This is a genomic window from Faecalibacterium sp. i25-0019-C1, assembly GCF_042854225.1.
Taxonomy (GTDB): Bacteria; Bacillota; Clostridia; order Oscillospirales; family Ruminococcaceae; genus Faecalibacterium; species Faecalibacterium taiwanense.
In genome coordinates this window covers 60,513-82,123 of sequence record NZ_AP031428.1, presented here as the reverse complement: position 1 = coordinate 82,123, position 21,611 = coordinate 60,513, and the positions used below count along the sequence as shown (strand labels likewise).

22 protein-coding genes and 1 pseudogene are annotated in these 21,611 nt (G+C 54.0%); 5 read left to right on the top strand and 18 right to left on the bottom strand.

The features are described from left to right. Nucleotides 1-20: 20 nt before the first annotated feature. The 4 genes from ACGHUK_RS00380 to ACGHUK_RS00365 all read right to left on the bottom strand — a co-directional run bounded on the left by ACGHUK_RS00380 (nucleotide 21) and on the right by ACGHUK_RS00365 (nucleotide 3,157). Nucleotides 21-488: a PTS sugar transporter subunit IIB gene (locus tag ACGHUK_RS00380; protein WP_097773854.1), complete on the bottom strand. Its 468-nt coding sequence runs from the start codon at nucleotides 486-488 to the stop codon at nucleotides 21-23. Next, entirely contained in the window at nucleotides 485-913 is a 429-nt protein-coding gene (locus ACGHUK_RS00375; RefSeq protein WP_173014745.1) for a PTS sugar transporter subunit IIA, read from the bottom strand. The genes ACGHUK_RS00380 and ACGHUK_RS00375 overlap by 4 nt, the downstream gene beginning before the upstream one ends. Before the next feature lie 260 nt (nucleotides 914-1,173). After that, nucleotides 1,174-1,902: a GntR family transcriptional regulator gene (locus ACGHUK_RS00370; RefSeq protein ID WP_015565018.1), complete on the bottom strand. Its 729-nt coding sequence runs from the start codon at nucleotides 1,900-1,902 to the stop codon at nucleotides 1,174-1,176. 439 nt (nucleotides 1,903-2,341) lie between these two features. Then, nucleotides 2,342-3,157, bottom strand: a complete 816-nt coding sequence (locus ACGHUK_RS00365) for a helix-turn-helix domain-containing protein (RefSeq protein ID WP_113991720.1) — start codon at nucleotides 3,155-3,157, stop codon at nucleotides 2,342-2,344. Between the two features lie 451 nt (nucleotides 3,158-3,608). On the opposite strand from ACGHUK_RS00365, the gene ACGHUK_RS00360 reads away from it, so the two are divergent. From ACGHUK_RS00360 to xerC, 5 genes are all read left to right on the top strand, one after another. After that, nucleotides 3,609-4,304: a CHC2 zinc finger domain-containing protein gene (locus ACGHUK_RS00360; protein ID WP_390574581.1), complete on the top strand. Its 696-nt coding sequence runs from the start codon at nucleotides 3,609-3,611 to the stop codon at nucleotides 4,302-4,304. 73 nt (nucleotides 4,305-4,377) lie between these two features. Next, entirely contained in the window at nucleotides 4,378-5,694 is a 1,317-nt protein-coding gene (locus tag ACGHUK_RS00355) for a phage/plasmid primase, P4 family (protein WP_316539239.1), read from the top strand. 192 nt (nucleotides 5,695-5,886) lie between these two features. After that, the gene (mobV, locus tag ACGHUK_RS00350) at nucleotides 5,887-6,861 is read left to right on the top strand and encodes a MobV family relaxase (RefSeq protein ID WP_154252870.1); all 975 of its coding nucleotides are present in this window, start codon (nucleotides 5,887-5,889) and stop codon (nucleotides 6,859-6,861) included. A gap of 24 nt (nucleotides 6,862-6,885) precedes the next feature. Beyond that, nucleotides 6,886-7,179, top strand: a complete 294-nt coding sequence (locus ACGHUK_RS00345) for a helix-turn-helix domain-containing protein (RefSeq protein WP_227622739.1) — start codon at nucleotides 6,886-6,888, stop codon at nucleotides 7,177-7,179. A 15-nt stretch (nucleotides 7,180-7,194) separates the two neighbouring features. Then, complete coding sequence (xerC, locus tag ACGHUK_RS00340) at nucleotides 7,195-8,583, top strand: tyrosine recombinase XerC (protein WP_390574580.1); 1,389 nt, start codon at nucleotides 7,195-7,197, stop codon at nucleotides 8,581-8,583. Nucleotides 8,584-8,679: 96 nt separating this feature from the next. On the opposite strand, the gene ACGHUK_RS00335 is transcribed toward xerC, so the two are convergent. The 14 genes and pseudogenes from ACGHUK_RS00335 to ACGHUK_RS00270 form a co-directional block, all read right to left on the bottom strand. Next, nucleotides 8,680-10,209 carry a recombinase family protein gene (locus tag ACGHUK_RS00335; protein WP_390574579.1) on the bottom strand — a complete coding sequence of 510 codons (1,530 nt, stop codon included), beginning with the start codon at nucleotides 10,207-10,209 and terminating at the stop codon, nucleotides 8,680-8,682. Nucleotides 10,210-10,448: 239 nt separating this feature from the next. Next, nucleotides 10,449-12,176, bottom strand: coding sequence for an ABC transporter ATP-binding protein (locus ACGHUK_RS00330; protein ID WP_390574578.1), 1,728 nt, complete (start codon nucleotides 12,174-12,176; stop codon nucleotides 10,449-10,451). 3 nt (nucleotides 12,177-12,179) lie between these two features. Continuing rightward, the gene (locus ACGHUK_RS00325) at nucleotides 12,180-13,949 is read right to left on the bottom strand and encodes an ABC transporter ATP-binding protein (protein WP_205334579.1); all 1,770 of its coding nucleotides are present in this window, start codon (nucleotides 13,947-13,949) and stop codon (nucleotides 12,180-12,182) included. Nucleotides 13,950-14,023: 74 nt separating this feature from the next. Next, nucleotides 14,024-14,800: a hypothetical protein gene (locus ACGHUK_RS00320; protein WP_390574577.1), complete on the bottom strand. Its 777-nt coding sequence runs from the start codon at nucleotides 14,798-14,800 to the stop codon at nucleotides 14,024-14,026. A gap of 106 nt (nucleotides 14,801-14,906) precedes the next feature. Then, nucleotides 14,907-15,677 (bottom strand): helix-turn-helix domain-containing protein, encoded by a 771-nt coding sequence (locus ACGHUK_RS00315; protein ID WP_390574576.1) that lies wholly within the window; start codon nucleotides 15,675-15,677, stop codon nucleotides 14,907-14,909. A gap of 237 nt (nucleotides 15,678-15,914) precedes the next feature. Further along, entirely contained in the window at nucleotides 15,915-16,154 is a 240-nt protein-coding gene (locus ACGHUK_RS00310; protein ID WP_112145049.1) for a hypothetical protein, read from the bottom strand. 174 nt (nucleotides 16,155-16,328) lie between these two features. Beyond that, entirely contained in the window at nucleotides 16,329-16,928 is a 600-nt protein-coding gene (locus tag ACGHUK_RS00305) for an L-2-amino-thiazoline-4-carboxylic acid hydrolase (protein WP_390574575.1), read from the bottom strand. Then, nucleotides 16,925-17,587, bottom strand: coding sequence for an L-2-amino-thiazoline-4-carboxylic acid hydrolase (locus ACGHUK_RS00300; RefSeq protein ID WP_005927508.1), 663 nt, complete (start codon nucleotides 17,585-17,587; stop codon nucleotides 16,925-16,927). Before ACGHUK_RS00300 ends, ACGHUK_RS00305 begins: the two co-directional genes overlap by 4 nt. After that, complete coding sequence (locus ACGHUK_RS00295; RefSeq protein WP_005927504.1) at nucleotides 17,584-18,510, bottom strand: ketopantoate reductase family protein; 927 nt, start codon at nucleotides 18,508-18,510, stop codon at nucleotides 17,584-17,586. Before ACGHUK_RS00295 ends, ACGHUK_RS00300 begins: the two co-directional genes overlap by 4 nt. After that, nucleotides 18,507-18,671: pseudogene (locus ACGHUK_RS00290) on the bottom strand (class I SAM-dependent methyltransferase); the annotation flags it as partial. The pseudogene ACGHUK_RS00290 and the gene ACGHUK_RS00295, both read right to left, overlap by 4 nt. A gap of 102 nt (nucleotides 18,672-18,773) precedes the next feature. After that, nucleotides 18,774-19,475: an L-2-amino-thiazoline-4-carboxylic acid hydrolase gene (locus ACGHUK_RS00285; RefSeq protein ID WP_005927495.1), complete on the bottom strand. Its 702-nt coding sequence runs from the start codon at nucleotides 19,473-19,475 to the stop codon at nucleotides 18,774-18,776. Beyond that, nucleotides 19,472-20,335, bottom strand: a complete 864-nt coding sequence (locus ACGHUK_RS00280; RefSeq protein ID WP_005927492.1) for an MBL fold metallo-hydrolase — start codon at nucleotides 20,333-20,335, stop codon at nucleotides 19,472-19,474. Before ACGHUK_RS00280 ends, ACGHUK_RS00285 begins: the two co-directional genes overlap by 4 nt. A 9-nt stretch (nucleotides 20,336-20,344) precedes the next feature. Next, nucleotides 20,345-20,953 carry a class I SAM-dependent methyltransferase gene (locus ACGHUK_RS00275; RefSeq protein WP_097784008.1) on the bottom strand — a complete coding sequence of 203 codons (609 nt, stop codon included), beginning with the start codon at nucleotides 20,951-20,953 and terminating at the stop codon, nucleotides 20,345-20,347. A gap of 1 nt (nucleotide 20,954) precedes the next feature. Then, nucleotides 20,955-21,569, bottom strand: a complete 615-nt coding sequence (locus tag ACGHUK_RS00270) for a class I SAM-dependent methyltransferase (RefSeq protein ID WP_005927487.1) — start codon at nucleotides 21,567-21,569, stop codon at nucleotides 20,955-20,957. Nucleotides 21,570-21,611 lie beyond the last annotated feature (42 nt).

Genomic DNA, 21,611 nt, shown 5'->3' with positions numbered 1-21,611 from the left:
TCCTTCTTATCTCCTTACGATCAGATGTGATCGATGGGTACTACCTTAAAGGTGGGGGTCTGCTGGCTGTAGATCTTAATGCCCATATCCAGCAGCTTCTGGGTGTCTGCCTGCTCCTCCGGGGTCAGGAATACCGACTGGTCAAAGGCCTTGGAGCCGGGCTTGTTTGCCACAGCGCCGTAGTTGATCTCTTTGATCTTGGGGTATGCCTGGCAGAACTTGAGCAGGGCAGCGGTGTTGCCGAAGATCATCATGATCTTCTCGTCCAGCTGCTCCACCTTGGGCATCTTGGCGATGGCTTTGTCCACCGTGAAGATGTTCACCCGGACACCGGCAGGCTTGCTCAGCAGCAGGGCGGACTTTTTCATCTCGTCGTTGGCGGCGTCATCGTCCACCACGATGATGCGCTGTGCGCCCACATGGCCGGTCCACGAGAATACCACCTGACCGTGCAGCAGGCGGTAGTCCAGACGTACTAATTTGATCATAGGTCATCCTCCTCATCTTGGGCTGCTTTTTTCAGCAGCAGGTTGCAATCAATGATCTGCGCCTTGGCATCTGCAATGCACTCGGCCAGTTCGTCCTGTGTCAGGGCTTCGTCGTTGGAAGCAAGGGTCAGCACCAGAGAAGCGTTCATGCCGCAGATCAGGTGCACCGCCGGATACTCCGGCAGCAGAGTCAGCATCTCGTTGTTCACGCTGCCGCCCATCACATCGGTCACGATGTACACAGCATCCTCTGCTGCAAAGCCATCCAGCAACCGACGTGCCGCCACCGTGATAGGCTCGGTCTCATCCCGCAGGGTAGCAAGGGCATAAAGGTTCGGCAACTCACCAAGGATCATCTGCACGGTGTCCTTCATTCCGGCGGACAGCCCTCCGTGCGAAGCAAGAATGATTCGGTTCATACGCATCCACGACCTTTCCTGTGTTTCCTTCATCTCTTCGGCGTCTGTATCATCTTATTCGTTATAGACGTCATAATCATCATGTACATAATACCACATTTTGCACAGACGTCAAGAGGTTTTTCTAAAAAAATCTTTACTTTGGTAAAGTGCACAAAGCATCTCCCCTATATTTTAGCAGTTTCACCAACAATTCTCCTTGGAACGACAAAAAGAGCGTCTTTTCCGGGTGGAAAAGACGCTCTTGGGGGGACAGAATGCTGCCCTCAAAACTCAAACATATACCGGCTTCCAATGTAATACTGCCGCCCGATGCACAGCGGGTGGTCATATTGGTCATGGAAGTAGGCGTTCAGATACAGCAGCGGCTCGCCCAGCGAAAGGTTGAGCAGCTGTGCCTGTTCTGCCGAAGCCCGTACCGCCTCGATACGCTGGCAGGAGGTCGTTGCAGGGCGCAGCCCGGAGATGCGCTCAATGGTGTCAAACATGGAAACATCATTGAGATTCTCGCTCATCAGGCTCTTGTAGGGCTCGTAGGGCAGGAAGAGATTTTCCAGAAACACCGGCTGACCATCGGCGGTGCGCAGACGCTGGATATAGATGAGCAAGGCTTCCGGGCCTACATGGAAGAAGGCTTCCTCATCCTTACGCACCGGCACGATCTGACGGTTCAGCAGCCGGGCGCCCGGCACCATGCCGTACTCTTTGCAGGTCTCCGTAAAGCTGGCAGTTCCTCTGCCGCTGGCAAACTTACGATGGATGCGGGGCTTGCTGACAAAGGTGCCCCGCCCCTGCATTTTGACCAGATACCCTTCGGCGCACAGCTCTTCCACGGCACGGCGCACCGTGATGCGGCTGACCGAGTACTCTGCACTCAGCTCCGGCTCCGGGGGGATCTTCTCGTTGGTTTTGTACTTGCCGCTCTCGATCGCGGCACGAATGTCATCCTTTACCTGCTGGTAAAGCGGGACGACAGCACTATCATTGATTGCCATGGAATACCTCACCCTCAAATTGAGTATATCGTTATAAACATTATATTCATCTTATGGCTATGATAGTGCATATTCTGCGAATTGTCAAGTAAAACTTGCAGTCAATTTTTTGTGCGAGGTGACGGATGCGCCCCGTGCTGCACAGGGCACCCCATTTTCCAGTGCCCTGCCGGGAAGAATCCAAAGAGCGGCGGAACGCTCGTTGGCACACGACTTTGCTTGCAAAGTCTAGTGTGTTACACCTTGGTTCCGGCTGATGCGGAAAAGGGGCTGCGAAAGGCTCCGGCAAGCACCTGTTCTGTGGCAGAAGGATGCGCGGATGGGCGTGGCAGTTGACGGTCTCTGCCCACCCAGCGCAGGCTTTCAGAGGAACCAATGGTGTACGTTCTCCCGTCCTGCCGCAGCAGCGTTTTTCCCCTATAAGCCGCAAGGTAAATAATCAACGTCTGTGCTTTCCCCGGTTGCCTGCAAGTGTCCCCGGTTTCAGCATTGCCGTTTTATAAAGGATCTTCTTTATCAGCTTTCTTTCATCCTCTGTCAGCTTATCGTAGTTGATGCCGATTGCCTTCAATGCCGTTCGGATCTTCTTTTCATCCGCAGACCCTTCATGTTTCTGTGCATCCTCCAGTTCCTTCATCAGGTTATCGATCATTGAACCATCCGAAGTGGTCTTGTCCTTGCGGTGTTCCGTCTTGATGTTCTTCAGGATGGCCACCAACTCATCGTACAAGACCCGGCCAAAGTACTCATCTTCATCGATCTGCCCCAGCTTCAAGGTGCTCATGTACAAATCGTTTTCATCTGCTGCATACTTCTTTTTCAGCATTTGCCGGGTCGCTTCCAGACCAGCATTGAGGTTTTGAATGTTTGCGCTGACATATCCGTCCACATAGATTTCCAGATCGGTCATGAACCTCTGAAAATTCTCATGCACGATCAGCTCACACAGCAGCCGATGATTGAATTTTCCATTCCTTAATACGTCCACTGCGCCATCGCTCAGATGCAAGTCCGAAAGGACTGCATCTGGGCGTTTTTTGTTTTCCGTCACCCCCAGCAGGTAGTCCGTGGTCACGCCATAGAACTCAGCCAGCGTTGTCACCGCATAAATGCTGAGGTCGGTCACATCGTCGCTCTCATATTTCGACAGTGCCGATTTGGACAGACCCGTCTGCTCTGCCAGCGTTTCCAGCTTCAGATTCCGCTCCACACGCAGGTCTTTGAGCCGTTCTCCCAGTGTCAGCTTGATGTTCATGGTCGCACCTCCGATGTTTTTTGCACAGTATACCACTTCCAGCGGTTCCTGTCCATAAGCGTGGAATTTTGCAGTTTCTGCACCTGTTTTCCGACATTATGGATATACGGCACAGCGGCCATCATGGTGCTATCCTATAGACAGAAAGAAAACATATTAACTCCCCAGCAGCGAACATATTAAGGGCTTCCCGCGAAAGCCCTCTGAAATATCTTTCATAACAGAACCTTGAGAACAGAATGACCGTCCGAACTGCCCAGACCGCCAAGACCTCCCATCGGGGGAGCGAGCGCCCTGCATGGGGCCGACACAGAGTCCAAAAAGATTTCCTGTCGGAAGGCAGCAAGGGAGACCGGCTTCACCGAAGTTCCCACTTGGGGAACACCGGTGACTTTGAACGTGGCAGGGATCAAATTGATCCGTGCCAGAGCCTTTGAGCAAAGGAGAAATTTTGAGTTTATATCAAAAGATCAAGTCCGCCATCACCGTTCGGCAGGTGGGAGAGATGTACGGCATGGAGCCCGACCGCCATGGCATGGTGTGCTGTCCGTTCCATTCCGACAGCGACCCCAGCATGAAGCTGAACGACACCTATTATTATTGCTTTGGCTGTGGAGCCAACGGCGATGCCATCGACCTCACCGCCAAGCTGTTCGACCTGAACCCCCGGCAAGCCGCCGAGAAGCTGATAAATGACTTCGCGTTTGCGAAGCAATGCAGTCCCCAGTGGGGACTGCAAGTGACAGAGCGGTCTTGCGTCAGCAAGATGGAGGGGCCCCGCCCCGACAAGCTCTGGCTTGATCCGGATAAGCCGCCCGCCAATGCCATCGCTTTGCCGCCGCCCAAGCGCGGCCTGACAGACGAGCAGTGGGCAGACATCGCCTACTGCCTGCGGGTGCTGACCGATTATCTCGACCTGCTGCACGACTGGCGAGAGCGTTACAAGCCCGCCAGCCCGGAAGAACCGCTGGACGAGCGGTTCGTGGAAGCCCTCCACACGACCGAGACCATCGAGCACCTGACGGACTGCGTTGCTTTTGGGACGCCCCAGCAGAAGGCCGCTGCCGCCGCACAGCTGCTGTCCGGGTCGTACCTGCTGATGCTGGAGGAGCGCACCGACCGCCTTGCTCTGGCAAAGTGTGCCTGATAATTTATTCACCCGAAGTGGTGGGTCTCACCGTGAGACCCACCACTTCACTTTTCTAAAGGAGAATTACCCTATGAAGAAAAACATTTCCCGCAACCCCTTATGGCCTGACTGGTACAACGGCAAGAAGATTGATGAAGTCCAGTTTGGCCGTGCCTTTCTGGAGCAGTGGCCGCTGAAATGCGTCAACGGAACGCTGTACACGCTGGACGGCCCGGTGGAGGATGAGAGCGAGATCAAGCAGCGCATCTTGGAGAACATCGAGGAATATGTCACCTCCGGCCTGTCCAAAAAGGTTACCAACATTCTGGAGACCATCAAGCTGCTGGCCTTTTCCGACCCGTTTCCCATCGAACAGGACTGCATCCACCTCCAGAACGGCGTGTACCATCTGCCGGATGGCTCTTTTCAGGAGACCCGGCTGTTCTGCCAGAACCGCTTACCTGTGAGATATGACCCCAAAGCCGCCAGCCCTGACCGCTGGCTGACCTTTCTGCACGAGCTGCTGGACGATGCCGACATCCCCACCTTACAGGAATATCTGGGCTACTGCCTGATCCCCAGCACCAAGGGACAGAAGATGATGCTCATTGTCGGCAAGGGCGGCGAAGGCAAATCTCGCATCGGGCTGGTGCTGAAGCGGCTCATGGGAGATGCCGCCAGCAACGGCAGCGTCCAGAAAGTGGAGAACAACCGCTTTGCCCGTGCTGATCTGGAACGCCGCCTGCTCATGATCGACGATGACATGGACATGAACGCCTTGCCCAAAACGAATTATATTAAGACCATCGTGACCGCCGAGGCCAAGCTGGACTTGGAGCGCAAGGGTGTCCAGAGCTACCAGCGGGACATCTACGCCCGGTTCCTCTGCTTCGGCAACGGTGCGCTGACCTCGCTGTACGACCATTCGGACGGTTTCTTTCGCCGCCAGCTCATCCTGACCACCAAGGACAAGCCTGCTGACCGCACGGATGACCCTTTCCTTGTGGAGAAGATGTGCGCCGAGTTGGAAGGCATCCTCCTCTGGTGTCTGGAAGGGCTGCACCGGCTGGTGCAGAACGATTTCCGCTTCACGGTCAGCGAACGAGCCGCCGCCAACGTGGACACCATCAAACGCAGCAGCAACAATGTCATCGACTTCATGGAGTCCGAGGGCTACTTCCGTTTCAAGGCGGACTACTCCATCAGTTCCAAGGAGTTCTACGACATTTATAAGCAGTGGTGCGAAGATAACGCTTGCCACAGCGTATCGGCGATCCGTTTCAGCGCGGAACTGCGCCAGAATGACCGCCGCTATAACCTTGAAGCCACCAACAACATCTACCTGCCCGGTGGCCGCAGGGTGCGGGGTTTTGTAGGCATCGAGCCGCTTGTCCACCCCTGTCCGTAAAAAGTGCATTTTTTTCACGGAAGAAGTTCGTACAACCTGTACGGTCTGTACTTGTACGCACCTGTACAGCGAATCGAAACGAATTAAAACGTGTTATCGTTTATATTTCGCATTTCTGTACGCCGTACAGACCGTACAGGTTATTTGAAGTCCGTACAGATTTTTTGTACACCCCAAGAAGGAGCGTGATCTATGAAAGCCCAATACGGCATTTTAAGGTTCAAAAAGTACAAGGGGCCTGCCATCAGCCCCATCGAAGCCCATAACGAACGCACCAAGGAGCAGTACGCCAGCAACCCGGATATCGACACGAGCCGGAGCCGCTACAACCTCCATCTGGTGCAGCCGCAGGGCAGGTACCGGGAAGAAGCCGACCGCATGATAGCCGCTGCCCACTGCCGTGTCCGCAAGGACAGCGTGCGGGTGGTGGAGGCTCTTGTCACCGCCAGCCCGGAGTTTTTCAAGGATAAGACCAACCGGGAGATCAGAGCGTACTTTGCGTACGCCCTGAAATTTTTGGAGGGCAGACAGCGCCCGGATACCTTTCTCTCTGCCGTTGTCCACATGGACGAGAAAACGCCCCACCTGCACCTCTGCTTTGTGCCACTGACCCCTGACGGACGGCTGAGCGCCAAGGAGATCATCGGCAACCGCAAGAACCTTGTGAGGTGGCAGGACGAGTTCTGGCAGCACATGGTCAAGCAGTACCCGGAACTGGAGCGTGGCGAAAGCGCCAGCCAGACCGGGCGGGAGCACATCCCGCCTCGCATCTTCAAGGAGATGACCCAACTGACCAAGCAGAAGGAGCAGTTGGATGCCCTGCTGGTGGGTATCAATCCCTTCAACGGCAAGAGCCGTGCGGCGGAGATCAGCAAGGTGCTGGACAGCTATATCCCGGCAGTGTCCAAAATGCGCACCGAACTGAACCGCTATCAGATTGCCTTTACGGAGACCGCCGCCGAGAACAAACAACTGAAAGAGAAGAACAAGACGCTCTCTGCCTCGCTGGACAAAGCGAAGGAAGGGAGCGTCTTGAAGCGTCTGGAGGATGCCAAGCTGCGGCAGGACTATGAAGCCGCCCTGAAAACACTGGACAGCATCCCGCCGGAGGTCATTCGATTTTATGAGAACCGCACGCAGGAGCCTGCAATGCGCCACGATAAGTAAGGAGCAATGCCTATGTGTAATAAAATGTACGAGAATGTGAAATCTTTGGATTATACGAAAAAGTCCTTGCAGTCGGACTCGAATCCGGCTACAATGGAGGTGGCCACTCGAACCAATGCCGTCAAGTCTCCGACCAACAGCCCTGAGACCACAAAGCTGGTGTACACGGTAAAGGAGGTCGCGCAGATGCTGGCCATCAGCCAGCGTGCCGCCTACAACCTGTGCAACAGCACCACCGAGTTCCGTGTCCTGCGGGCAGGCGGAAGCATCCGCATCCCGAAGGACAGTTTCGATGCATGGCTCTACCGGGCAGCTTGATAAGGAGGCAAATCTATGGCATATATCACGAAACGCGGCAGCTCTTACAGCGTCCGCTACACCTATCAGGACGAGCACGGCAAGAGTTGCGACAAATGGGAGAGCTTTCCCACCAAAGAGGAGGCGATCAAACGCCAGAAGCAGATCGAGCACGAGCTGGCGACCGGCAATTTCCTGATCCCGTCCACGGTGACGGTGGCAGAGTTCCTGATGGACTGGCTGCCCAAGCAGTGCAGCAAGCACAAGTGGGCACCCAAGACCTACCAGTCCAATCTGGCCCTCATCCAGAACCTCGTCATCCCCTATATCGGGGAGATGCAGATGCAGAAGCTGCGGCCCTACCACATCGAAGCCCTGTACGACACCCTGAGCAAGACCCCTTGCGGACAGTATGTGGGTGGCAAGCGGCGAGACCTCTCGCCTAAGCAGCAGAAGCGCACCCTCTCCGGCACTACCCTCCATGAGGTCCACCAACTGCTGCACAATTCCTTTCTGCTGGCAGTGGAGTGGGGCATCCTTATCAAAAGTCCCGTCCCGGTGGAAGCGCCCAAAAAGACCACCCAAGAGCGCAGCATCTGGGAGGTGGAGGAGATGCGGGCAGCACTGGACAGCATGGAGGACCCCATCCTGCATCTGGCGGTGCACCTGACGCTGGTGGGTGCGCTGCGGGAAGGGGAGGTGGCAGGTCTGACCCCGGAGGACATCGACTTTGATGCCGCCAACGGCATGGGCACCTTCACCGTCAACCGTTCCATGCAGCGGGTGCAGAAGGACACGCTGGCGCAGGTGGACAAGGGCTGCATCCTCCGCATCTTCCCGGACAAGCTGGAGGGCAGCAAGACCTCCCTCATCCTGAAAGACACCAAGACTGAAGCTTCCTGCCGCACCATCTTCATGACTGCCGCCCTGCGGGAGGAACTGAAGCAGTGGCTGGAACGCTTGAAACGGGAAGAAGCCCTCGACCCGGAGCGATACCGCAACAGCGGGATGCTGCTACGGCTGCCCAACGGTCTGGCGGTGGAGCCGGTGCTCATCCGCAAAAAGTTCCTGAAATGGCAGGACGCACACCCGGAGTTCCCCCGCATCGTCTTTCACGGTCTGCGTCACTCCAGTGCCACCTACCAGTTGATGATCTCCGGCGGCGACATCAAGGCGGTGCAGGGGACTACGGGACACGCCAGTGCGGATATGCTGGTGAACACCTACGCCCATATCCAGCAGTCCTCCCGTGTGGAGCTGGGCAAGAAGTTCGAAAGCGGCTTCTATGCCAAGCCCGACACCTCCAGCCCGCAGGCTGTACCCGCCGCAGACGAACCCACCATCTCCATGACGGCTCTTTTGGAATTGCTCAAGGATGCCGACCCGGAGATGAAGGCAAAGCTCCGCTTAGCACTGCTCACCTGATGCAAAAAAGGGCACTGATTGCAATGCAATACAGCGCCCTACATCATCGGACATGGATAACACCGACCGTGCAAAAACCGTGCAGAAACCGTGCACTCATGGCTTACAAAACAAAAAAGCCATGAAATCTTTCGATTTCACGGCATTTTCTGGTGCAGTAAAGCAATCCAAATCCGAACCATTTCCCTTTGATGCGGCTTCTGCCGCTTCTCCAAAAGTCACGGTCTGTGTTCCTTCTTTATAGTTGAAGGTTATCAAAACCTTATCATCGTACAGATAAATCGCATTGATGAAGGTATCCACCAGCGCCTGCCGCTGGTCTTTCAGGCTCATGTCCAGTTTACGGAACCGCAGCAGCCAGAACCGGATGAACTCCTCCGTGACCTTGGGCTTTGCCAGCTTCTCTTCTGCAATGCGGGCTTCAAGCTCACGCTTGGTTTCTTCCAGCTGCTCCAGCCGCTCCTTGGTGGAGCTGGTCAGGATACCGGCCTGAATCGCATTGAGCATATTCTGGATACCAGATTCAGCATCCCGAAGCTGTTTCTCATAGAGGGGAATGTTGGTGTTCTCCTTGTTTTGCAGTTCCATCACCTTGGCGATGATAGATTCCATGGCGGCATCGTCTTTGACAAGCTGCATCGTCTGGTTGACCACCAGATCTTCCAGCCACTGTTTACGGACGGTCTTTTTCTTGCAGCCCTTGTGCTTTTTGGCAGTGGCACATTTATAGTAGCGGTGGACTTCACCCGTCCGGCTCGTGCCGCTTTCGCCAAACATCAACGCCCCACAGTAGCCGCAGAACAGCTTGGTGGTGAGCAGGTAGTCATCCTCTGCCTTTCTACGGGCAGGGGCTTTCTTGTTTTTGGCGATTTTCTCCTGCACATCCTCAAACAGTTCCAGCGGAATGATGGGCGGGATAGCATCCGGTACGACCACATCCCGGAATTTCAGTTCTCCGATGTACCGCCGGTTTTTGAGCATATGTTCGACGCTGTTATAGGTAAACGCACCGCCCACCGGGTTCTTGATGCCGTTTTCGTTCAGCCAGTCCCGGATCTCCTTCATGGTGGAGCCTTCATTGTACTTCTTGAACGATTCCAGCACAAAAGGCGAGGTGAGAGGGTCAATATGGAACTTCCGTTCCGAATCCAGCGTGTAACCAAAGGTTCCACGACCACCGTTGCAGCGTCCTTTCAGGATGTTCTCGGTCTGTCCACGCACGACCTTCTCGGCAAGGTCAGCGGAATAATACTCGGCATAACCTTCCAGCACCGATTCCAGAATGATGCCCTCCGGCCCCTCGGAGATGATCTCGGTGGCAGACATGAGCTTGACACCATTCTTCTTCAGCTGGGTCTTGTACCGGGCACTGTCGTAGCGGTTCCGGGCAAAACGGTCAAGCTTCCAGACCAGCACAATGTCAAACAGCTTTTTGTCGCTGTCTTTTATCATCTGCTGAAACTCCGGGCGGTTGTCCGTTTTGGCAGAGATGGCACGGTCAATGTAGTGCTTGACGATGGTGATGCCATTCTTTTCCGCATAGGCAGTGCATTCACGAATCTGGCCTTCAATGGATTCTTCGCGCTGGTTATCCGATGAATAGCGGGCATAGATCACGGCGGTCATGGCAAGCACCTCTCTTTTATGCATCAATGGACGGTAGAGTGTTCATTTCAAAGCAATGTTTCGTATAATGTATATACCATACTTTTCATCCTATTGCAATAGGTTTATAGAATGTCATTTTTCCTGAATGTCATTTTTATGATGGACTCCTGTACAAATTTCGGCTGAACGGTATTCAAAAAGGATGTTCTATCCCATGACAGAGCATCCTTTTGAAACAGCTTTCTCTTATTATAGCTTTAAATCGTCCAATTCTGACTTGCTGATTGCAAATCAACCATGTGCGCATACAATCCGTTCCGAGCATAAAGCTCATCCGGTCTGCCTTGCTCCGCTACGATGCCATCCTTCAGCACAACAACCTTGTCTGCACCTGCCACGGTACGCATCCGGTGAGCGATGATGAGAACGGTCTTGTTTTTGATGAGGCGGGACAGAGCCTCCTGAATCGCCGTTTCGTTCTCAACATCCAGACTTGCGGTGGCCTCGTCCAGCAGAATGATGGGCGCATCCTTCAGAAAAGCACGGGCGATGGAAATGCGCTGACGCTCACCGCCGGAAAGAGCGCAGCCATTCTCGCCGATATTGGTGTTCCACTTGTCCGGCAGCTTCTCGGCAAATTCCTCGCAGTTTGCCAGCTTTGCCGCCGTAAGGACCTCCTCGTCGGTGGCACCTTTGCGCCCCAGACGGATGTTTTCGAGGATTGTGTTGTCAAACAGGGTCACATCCTGAAAGACGATGGAATACAGGCTCATGAGTTTTTCCGGGTCGATTCGGGAGACATCCATGCCGCCCACGGTGATACTGCCCTTCTGGTAATCCCAGAACCGTGCTGCCAGCCGGGAAACAGTGGTCTTGCCGCTGCCGGAGGGGCCCACCAGCGCCGTAACCTCCCCCTGCTTTGCGGTAAAGGAGACATCCCGCAGCACCGCTTCACCGGAGTCATAGGCAAAGCCCACATGGTCGAACACGATATCGCAGCCCTGATTGGTCAGCTGCTCGCTGCCGGTCTGCAGGGGAGCGTCCAGAATCTCATTCATCCGCCCCACATTGGTACGCATGGCGATGACCGCCGCCAGATTCTGCAAAGCCCCCTGCATGGGGTCGTACATCCGGGATGCCGCCATCAGGAACAGAAACAGGGTCAGTACGTCGATGCTGCCCTGCACCAGCAGCACCGAACCGGTGAGCGCCACCGATGCAATGCCCAGCTTGAGCACCATGCCGGCGGAGGACACAAACAGCGCTGTTTCCAGCTCTGCCACAATAGACTGCTTTTCCACTGCCCGAATTTTGCCGGAAAGGCCGGACAGATACTGCTGCTCCGCATTGCTGGCTTTCAGGTCCCGGAGAGTCTCGATGTACTCCTGAATACCGTCCGCACAGGCCATTTTCGCCGCCATGGTCCTGGCCTGCACCTTATCCTGTACCCGATAGCTGCCCACCACGATGGCAGCGGATACCGGAATGACCCACAGAGCCGCCAGTGCCATCCGCCACTCAAAGGCGAACAGGCTCAGGGCAATGAGCACCGTGGAAATGAGGGAGCCGAACAGACCGGGGATGAAGTGGGAGCAGTCCTTTTCCAGTACCTCGCAGTCCGCCATGATGGTGCTTGTCAGGTCGGCAAGGTCTCGCTTGCCGAAAAAGGACAGAGGCAGCTTCCGCAGCCGCTCTGCAAGGGTCAGGCGGCGGGTGCCGCTCTCTTTATAGGTGGTAAAATAGGTGCCGTTGTACTGGAACCATGTGGTCAGTAAAATCAGTGCAAAGCAGGCAACGCATCCCACCAGATAAAAGGTACTTCTCTCACTCGTAGAGCCTGCCAGCAGGTCTTTTACCAGAAGATACAGCAGCCCGGTGGGCAGCATGAACGCCATGTTCTGGAACGCACAGGCCAGAACGCCCTTTACAAGCCCCTTTGCGCCCTCCGGGGAGCTGGCTGTGGCGTGTTGAATTTTTTCGATCATTCCTTACCCCTCCTTTGCGACCTTCCACTGCACCGAGGCCTGATAATCCTGCCACATCCGGGCAAACAGGCCGTTCTGCGCACACAACTCGTCCTTTGTGCCGGACTCCGCAATTTGCCCATCCTGCACCACATAGATGCAGTCGGCGTTGGCGACGGTGGACAGGCGGTGTGCGATCATAATGACCGTTTTGCCCTTGGCAAGCTGCGCAAATGCAGCCTGCACTCTGACTTCATTGTCCGGGTCGGCAAAAGCGGTGGCCTCGTCAAGCAGCAGGATGGGCGCATTTTTCAGCATGGCGCGGGCAATGGCAATGCGCTGCTGCTCGCCGCCGGACAGATACACGCCTTTTGTGCCAATGACGGTATGGATGCCCTCCGGGAACTTTTCCACGATATCCATGCACTGTGCAGCTTTCAGCGCCGCCAGCACCTCGGCTTCGGTGGCTTGCGCTCTGCCCAGCCGGACGTTGTCCAGAATGCTGCCCTTGAGCAGGCGGCTGTTCTGAAACACAAAGGAAATGGTGTCCATCAACTCTTCCTTGGGGATGTCCCGCACATCCGCTTCTCCCACTCGGACGCTGCCGCTCTGCACATCAAAGAACCGGCAAATCAGGTTTGCCAGTGTGGATTTGCCGCCGCCGGAGGGGCCAACGAAAGCCACCATCTGACCCGGCTGAATTTTCAGCGAAACGCCCTTGATAACATCCGTTTTGCCATCATAGCTGAAATGCACATCCTTCAGGGACACAGAGGCATCTTTCGGATGCCGCGGATGATCGTTTTCTGGCACAGGTTCCGCATCCAGAACCGAATCCACACGAGCCAACGCATCTGCCACAACGAGTTCATTTTCGCTCATGTACATGATGCGGGTCAGGGTCAGGGAGATTACCGGGGTAATGATGATGTAGAACAGCAGGTTCAGCAGAAATTCCGAAGTCACACCGTTCCGGGTGAACAGAAGCCCACCTACAATCAAGAAAGCAAACACACCGTTGATTGCGGCAGTATAGAGCATCATCGGCATCCGCAGCTCTTTGGTGTAGGCAATGACCCACTTTTCGTACTCATCAATGGTCGCTTTGAATTTTTTGAACGAAAAGACGGATTGCCCGAAGGTCTTGACTACCGGGATGCCGCGGACATACTCCACGGCCTCGTTAGACATTGATTCCAACGCATTACCGTATTGCCGCATTTTGTCTGCCATCCGCCTTCCTGTCATGGCGGACATGATGACGAAGCCCAGTGCCACCGGAACGAGACTCAGCAGACCCAGCCGCCAGTCGAACACAAGCAAAAGAACCAACAGACCTATGGGTGTTGCCATTGCATTATATTTGTCCGGCAGCTGATGGGCGAGAAATGTCTCCGCTGCGCCAGTACTCTCGTGGATGATCTTGCGCAGCTTACCGCTGCCAAACGTCTCCGTAAAGCCCAGCGGCAGTGTGGCAAGGTGTTCGGAAACCTCCAGCCGCAGATTGGTCGCCACTCGGAACGCCGACAGATGGGAGCACATCAGTGCCGCAATGTAAATGATGTAAGCCAGCACCGCAAACAGCACTGCCATCCAGCCGTAATGGGGGATGTTCACCGCCTGCGCATAGTCCGGCGCGGCGTTCAACACATCCCGCAGGATCTTCCAGATGTACACAAAAGGCACCAGCGCCACCAGCGCACTGACCGCAGACAGCACCCACGAAGCGTAGGTGAAATATCGGTAGTTCCCGGCGTAACCCATCAGCCGGGAAAGATCGGACTGTTTTTTCACGGAAAAACCTCCTTCAAATAATTTTTATGCAAAAATGTGCCGTGGCGTTTTTGCTCCACAGCACATTCTGCGTATTAACCTGCTAGATTTTCAGTACAGAACAGCTCAATGCAGTTGTCGATCATAGTCTGGTCGCAATCCGTAGAAATGCCAGATGCCAGCCAGTAAGCATAATCGCCTGCATCATACTGACTCAGAGCATCTGCATCCGAACCATAGCGAAACTCAATGTGGTAGGTTTCCGCACTGGTGTCTGGCGCGAGGAAAAAGTAGGTGAACTCGCCGGAATCGGCATCATCACTTTCAAACTCATACAGTCCACGCACAGGCTCCATGCCAATGTAGTGATAGGTATGGGAGAACAGCTCATTGCCATCCTTATCGGTACCAGAAATGGTGGAAGTTTCGCCGTCAAAGGTCAGGGTCGCAAGGTCATTGGTAAAGCCGCAGAAGTAGGCACCGCCGCCGTTGGCATACGCTTTAACTGCATCTTCGCCGTAAACATCACCTGTCACCATAGAGGACAGCTTCTCAAAAGCAGCTTCGGCATTGTCCTCGCCCACGAGAGCGGTACAATCATCCAGCCATGTCTGCTTATATTCGTCCGCCAGAATCACCGGCCACAGTTCCTGATAGCTGCCTGTTAGGTCGTTCAGCAGCTGTGCAGCGGCAGCTTCGTTTTCATCCGCAGCAGAAGAGGCGGTCTCTTCTACGGAAGAAACAGTGCTTTCTGCGGCAGAACTTGCAGAAACGGGAACAGAGCTCGCCGTGCCGCTGCTGCAGCCAACCAGAAGAGAAGCAGACAGAGCTAGCACAGCAGCTGCACTCAGAATTCTTTTCATCAAACGCATTATCAATTTCCTCCACAAAATCAGAATATCGGCGTTAGTCTCAACTAATCACGATACTGATTTTACTGGAACCGGACTTTCTGCGCAAGAACCAAATCGACAGAATCTATCCAATCGGACGCATCTTCCGATACTCCGTAGGCGTCATGCCGGCTGCTTCCCGAAATGCAGAAGAAAACTTATTCGGATTTTCGTACCCGACCCGATGGGCGATTTCAGCAACCGTGCAATCGGTTTCGAGTAGTAGCTTCTGTGCCAGCTGCAGCCGGTACTCTTTCTGATACGCATAGACCGAGCTTCCGTAAATGCCTTTGAAACAGCTTTTTAATGCCGTAGGCGAAAGGCCGACCTCCTGTGCAAGCTGTTCGATTGTACGGTGAACTGTCAGTTCCTGCGTGAGAAGAGCCGCAGCCTGCTTCACACACTCCACCTGATGCTGATTGAAATACTCTGTCTGCTGCACATCTTCCCTGTTTTTCAGCCGGGTCAGAATATGCAGCAACTCCAGCACTTTCAGCCGAAGATAGCCGGTGTCCGGCACAGAATGCGCTGTGTAAAGCTCTGAAAAAATATGGGCAATGGTCGGTTCTGACCGCAGAATACAGCAGCGGTTTTCCGTGCAGATGTACCGCCGTATGACATCAAGGTCTACGCCGTACCATTCCATTTGTTTCCGCATTTCCGGCGAAATCGCATCCAGATCCAGTAGGATGGTGATGCCGTGGTAGTGCCGCAGCGGAAAGCAGGAGGACGACTTTTTGCGCGCTGCTGCACACACCGCAAAATCCCCTGCTGCCAGATAGCAGCAGCTATTTGCCCCAAAACTGCACTCGTAACGCCCCACGCGGCAGTGGTTGATTTCAATGACATTCCGCATTGGTGCCGTGGCTTCCTCAAAGAATGCAAGGTGCATATCGTTATAATACAGCTCTGCACCCAAAAACAGTGGACAGATGGTCATACTCCCGCTCCCCGTTCCGTTGGAGAACACGACGGTGCGGGGCATCGCCGTGGAAGCAGTTTGCTCCGGGGGAAGATCAAAAAATGATTTATACATAGCCATTCTCTTTTCCTGAAGATTCGATTTTTCTTACTGATTCACAGACGTGAACTGTCAAATTCCATTTCTCTGCAAAAATGTTTCCATCAAATCAAGATACCGTTCCGCCTGAACAACGAAGCCCACATGACCGCCCGGAACCATGCGGATCTCTGCATCCAGTTTCCGGAACAGATCTGCGAACCGTTTCTGATCTTCTTTTTTGAAAATGTCATTTTCCGGGAGAAGGATCAGAATCCTCCCCCGCAGATATTCAAAATCATTTTCTTGGAAAGGCGGGTAATCCTTCAGCATATATACACACCGGAAGCTATGGATGCACTTTCTGCAAAAAACACAGACAATTCAGCAATCGCCGTCAGCCTGCGAGGTGCGCAGAGTGCTTTTTCTCATACACCGCAGCCGCGATGCACCAGCGGATGAACGGTTTTGTTTCTTCTTTCTTCATTTTCTTTGCTTCCTGTGCATCTATTTTATGGTTTTCATGCAAAAATCGCATCGGTCATTGCCGCGTCCCAGCGTCATGCTTCTCTCCCAGATCAGCTTCGGATGCAGCCCGGTATAGCTGACGTCATCGCTGTCGCAAAAGCAGCGGCACAGCTCCGGGCAGCCGTATTCTGCGCAGGTGTCGTGATAGGGACACTTCATCATATCCACACGCCAGATGCCGTTACCGGTCTGCAGTTCTTTTGGGGCAAAGCCCGCCGCCGGGCCAAAAACGCTCCGGGTGGATTTGACGAAAACGCCGGGAACAAGGCGGTAAAGCCCCGGTATGTGCAGCAGGGCGGCAAGCTGTTTGTGGCTCGTTCTCGCCAAGTGCTCCACATAGCCGTGAACGGTTTGCAGTGCCTCCTCTTTCGGCATGACCCGCTGCAAGGTCTCGTAGGCCGAAATGCCCGGCAATATCTGCCGCTTGAGGTGATATTGCTTTTCCTTGCTTGCACCCGCATTTTCAGCCAGCAACGCACTCAGGCGTATATCGAAAGCGGTGTTCAGTTCCTTTGCCCGCGCGGGAAAGCGCAGTGCCACAGTCTCCCGGAAATCACGGGAGAGATAGGTTTCCTTCATCGTCCTGCCTCCGTTCCAGCTTTCACGAAGCCCTTCTTTTTATACCCGCAGTCGCAGTATGGGCCGCCGGAGGCGAGAGTGTACTGCCGCACAAAGTTCGTCGCAGCGCCCGCTTCGCTCATGGTGTAGTCCAGATGGCACAGGGCAGGGGTCAGATCGTACAGACCCAGTTCCTTCATCAGCACACAGATGCCGCACTTGGTAAAGCGTCCTTCATAGCCGCTGCCGTCAGGGTATTCGTAAAATTCCATGTTCCACGAGTAGGGGTTGCGGTCGGCGGCTTTCAGAGCAGCGGTGGCCTTCATGGCGGCAATATCCTTTGGGGTAAACTTGCTTTTTCCGCTCTTGCGGCAGAACCACTGCATGGGCTTTGTCATCATGGACTTTGCGTAGTAATCCGTCAGCCTGTCCACCTCCGGACGTTGCGGCATGGAGAGGATGAACGCGCCGAGCATTGCGCAGTTGACGATGTTCATCTTGAAGCGGTCCGCTTTTTCAAACTCCGGTAGCCTGCGGATGATCTGCCGGTATTGCGGCTTTGCCTTTTTCGTGATGGCTCTTGCAGTGGCTGCATCATAGCCCAGCACAGCGGTCAGCTGCTTTTGAAAGGAGCCTGAAAACAGCACCCACATTCCCATAGGCATCCCGGCGTATTTCATTGCAGATACCTCCCGGCTTCCGTTTCCAGTGCCTGCCATACCGGGTAGGCTGCGCCATGTTCATCGAAAAATTTCTTAAGATCCCGGTTCAGCGCACTCATTTCGTCGATGGCGTTCATGGCATGGTCGGAGGCGCAGAGTTTTCCCAGCGAGGTGGCGCACATCAGCTTGAAAAAGCGCAGGCAGGTCTTGCGGTATTTCTCCCCTTCAAAGTCTGCATCCTCCTTGGGCAGAATGGTGTGCCCGGCATCTCGGATGGCGCGGTATCCCTCGATGTTGGCATCCAGCACACGGTTCAGGTACGCGGTATCGCCCCTGAGCTTTTTCAGGTCGCCGTCTGTCTTATAGCAGGCGAAGGCCGCAGGCATCACAAACGCGGCATGGCAGAGCAGATAGTCCTCCATGTTCGGCTCGTAAACGACCTTATATTTTGTGCCGTGGAAGATGCGCCCGATCAGCTGTTTATTGGAGATTGCACCCGGCAGCTGTCCGATGGTGATCTTTTTCAGGTCGATGGAGACAACCCGGTCAACCTCCCGATGCCCCGCAGAAAGCGCAAAGGCAAACAGGACGTTCTTTTCCGGAAGTGCCGCCGCCAATGCTTTTGTCTGTACGTTGTTGCCCACAAAAACGATGTTCTTCGTCCGGTTCGCCCGCAGCGTGTCCAGAACGGAATCCAGCTGTGTATAGCGCAGGACCACAAAGATCACATCGTACATTGCATCCGGTGCAAGTTCAGTCACCACCGGAATGCGGCTGACCGAGGTGCGGAGCGAAAATTTGTCCTTGATCCGCAGGCCGTTCTGCTTGATCTCCGCAGCCCAGTTTCCCCGCGCAAGCAGAGTGACATCCTTTCCGGCGCGCAGCAGATTTCTTGCTAGATTGCACCCCAGAACGCCTGCACCATATACCAGAATTTTCATAGCTTGCCTCCAAATCCGATCTTCACGATCTGCATTTTCATTCCGTTGTCACCGACCTTGGCGAGAAACCGGAAAAAACCGCTGACGGAAGGGTCTTTCAGGTCGCTGTAACCTAACATATAGCCCCGACTGGATACTCGCAAACGGTTGTCCCATGGGGTAAAGATGCACCATCCCAACAGCCCCTTTGCGGATGCCCGCAGCGCAGACCAGAACCAGCAGTGCCCCCAGCCCAAGACCTTCCAGAATCACCTGTAAAAGCATTACTTATTCCTCCTGTATCCGTTTTCATCCCGGTATTCGGGATGTTCCTTTACGTATGGATCCTTATCGCCGCAGATGGTATAGTCGCATCGGCAGCCGTCCACGCAGGTGGTCGTCCGCACGAGCTTGGCATGGAGCAGTTCCATGGACGCATAGTCCACATTGCACAGGGCGGGCATAATGTCCGCAAATCCAAACCGCTTGGCAAATTCCGCCGCCGGACACGTCGTAAATTCATAATAGATGGGCTTGCTGTTTTCGTAAGGCGCAACATCCATCTCGTAATCATGCCATGTGTCACAGTGCTTTTGGGCGGTGCTGAATGCCCGATACATCAGCTTTTTCCAGAATGGCTTGTTGATGTCAACGAATCGCAGCTTCCGGAAGGACGGCAGGATCAGATTTTCTTCTATCTCTTCCATTTCGCGGAATGTGACCACATCCCGGCACACATCGTAAAAGCACATGATGGCGATGCAGTCGTAGGTGCCGCCTACGCCGTTGTGAAAATTCTTTTTACCGCCGAGGTCGGTGCGCCACTTGGAAAGAAGCTCTGCGTATCTCAGCTGCACCTGCTCCCAGACCACCTCGCGCTCCACCTCCGGATAGTGCAGAGTGATTTTCGCCAGAATTTCCTTTTTGCAGGGTTTGGAATATAGCACATGGCAGCTACGGTCAATTTGTAATTCGCTGTCCTTCATCTTCCCACGCCTTTCAGAAAACCGCTCTTTGCATTTTCTTCGGTGTCATCCGATTCGTCGTAGGCATCATAGGGTGCCGATGGGTCGTGGACTTTTTTCTTGAAGGGCGAGCACAGCTCATTTTTGTGCGCAAAGGCAAACTCCATGTTGTCCGTCCAGCCGGTGTGACCGGTAATGAACAGCGGATGCAGTCCGCGTTTTTTCAGCTTTTTCTCCAGCAGTGTCAGAGACTTCACTGCCAGCTTGTTATCCTCTGCCAGCGCAGAAATAAAACTGTAGCCGCCGTCCGCGCCAAACCACAGCGTGTCGCCGATAAAAATGTACTTATCGTCAATGAGGTAGACCATATGTCCCCATGTATGACCGGGAACCAGAAAACACTCGATCCTGACGCCGTCAATGTCAAGTACCTGTCCATCGTGCAGCAGTACCTTTTCGTTGTTGATCGTGACCTGCGGCAATTTATAGAGATGATAGATGACTTTTCGCCGCACCTCGCCGGTGAGATACCGGTTCTCGATCTCGCCGATGTACAGCTTCGCATTCCGGAACAGCCCCGGACTGTCTGCTTCCACCGCACCCACATGGTCGGTGTCCTGATGGGTGATAAGGATATGGTGCATCGACTTCGGATCAATCCCAAGCCAGCCCATTTTTTCGGCAAGGCGGTCGTAGTTATATCCCGCATCGACCATAATGGTCGTATCGCCTTTGCGGTAGAAGAAGATGTTCGCCACCCATTCGCGCACGCAGGCAACATTCTCGTCGATCCAGCCGGTGTTCAAAGGCTTGAAGATTTCCTTGCCCCGGTACATCCAGCTCATTGCTTTTCTTTGAAATTCCGTTGCTTTTTTCGACATGATCGCACCTCATTTCTGTGCTGTGATGCACAGCCAGCCCTTTTTATTTTTGTGGTTCTGGATCTTACAAAATCCTGCTTGCTCCAGATACTCTTTCAGTGCAGTGTCCGTATAGATGGTCATGCCATCGATGATCTGCGTCCATTTGTCGTCTTTTGTTGTTTCGCCGTTTGCTTCATTGCAGATGAAAAAGACCCCGCCGGGCTTCAGCACTCGATAAACCTCTCTGAAATTCTGCGCAAGTTCCGGCCAGAAATAGACCGTTTCAAAGGCGGTCACCACATCAAACTGCTCCGCTTCAAACGGCAGTTCTGCCACACTTGCCTGTTGCACGGTACACCGTCCTGCCGCAATGGCTCTGGCATTGACCTTTCGCGTTTTTTCCACGCTGACAGCTGAGTAGTCGATGCCCTGCACCTTGCCGTTGGGGCACAGTTTCAGCAGTGTCTTAATGTTCGCTCCACCGCCGCAGCCGCAGTCTAGCACCATGGCATCCGGGGCAGGCTTTAAAAAGCGCAGCCCCCATTCTGCCATTGCGCTGTGTCCAAAGTTCATCATAGCAACCATGATCTTCCCGCCAAAGCCTACGGGCTTTCGGGTGTTTTCAAAAAAGGACATATCACACCTCCGATTTCACACATTCCGTATAGGTCAGCGGAAAAGAGGCCTTTAGAACGACACTATTTCGTACTGCCCAGCCGTTCTGATGCAGGAAACTCAGGTATTCCTCATTCGTCCACTTGCTGTGAAGCGGAAAGCCTGCCAGCTTCATGAAAAAGGCTTTGACCTTGCCGGGAAATGAGTTTTCTGCGTGAGTAAAGGTGGGCGCGATCAGCACACCGTCATCCTTCAACACCCGTTTGATTTCTCGCAGTGATTTTTCTGGCTGCGGCACGATGTGCAGTGCGTTAGATACGATTACCACATCGAATGATTTGCTCGAGTATGGCAGAGAAAACATATCCTGCACGGAAAAATGCAGTTTCGCAGAGTAATTCCCCCGCTTGGCCTCTGTAATCATTTCCGGAGAGGCATCCGTCGCCTCGATGTGTGCCGTTGCTTTTACGATGTGCTTGGCGATCAGCCCTGTTCCGGTAGCCAACTCCAGCACCGTTTTGTCTTTCACGACCGGACAGATCAGCTCATACATTTTTTCGTATACTATCCTGTCTTTTCGCATAAAGCAGTCATACAGACCTGCATTTCTGTCCCAGAAATTCTTGCGTGCTCGCATTGCTGTCTCTCCTTTTATAGTTAGATTTATCTAACCACCACG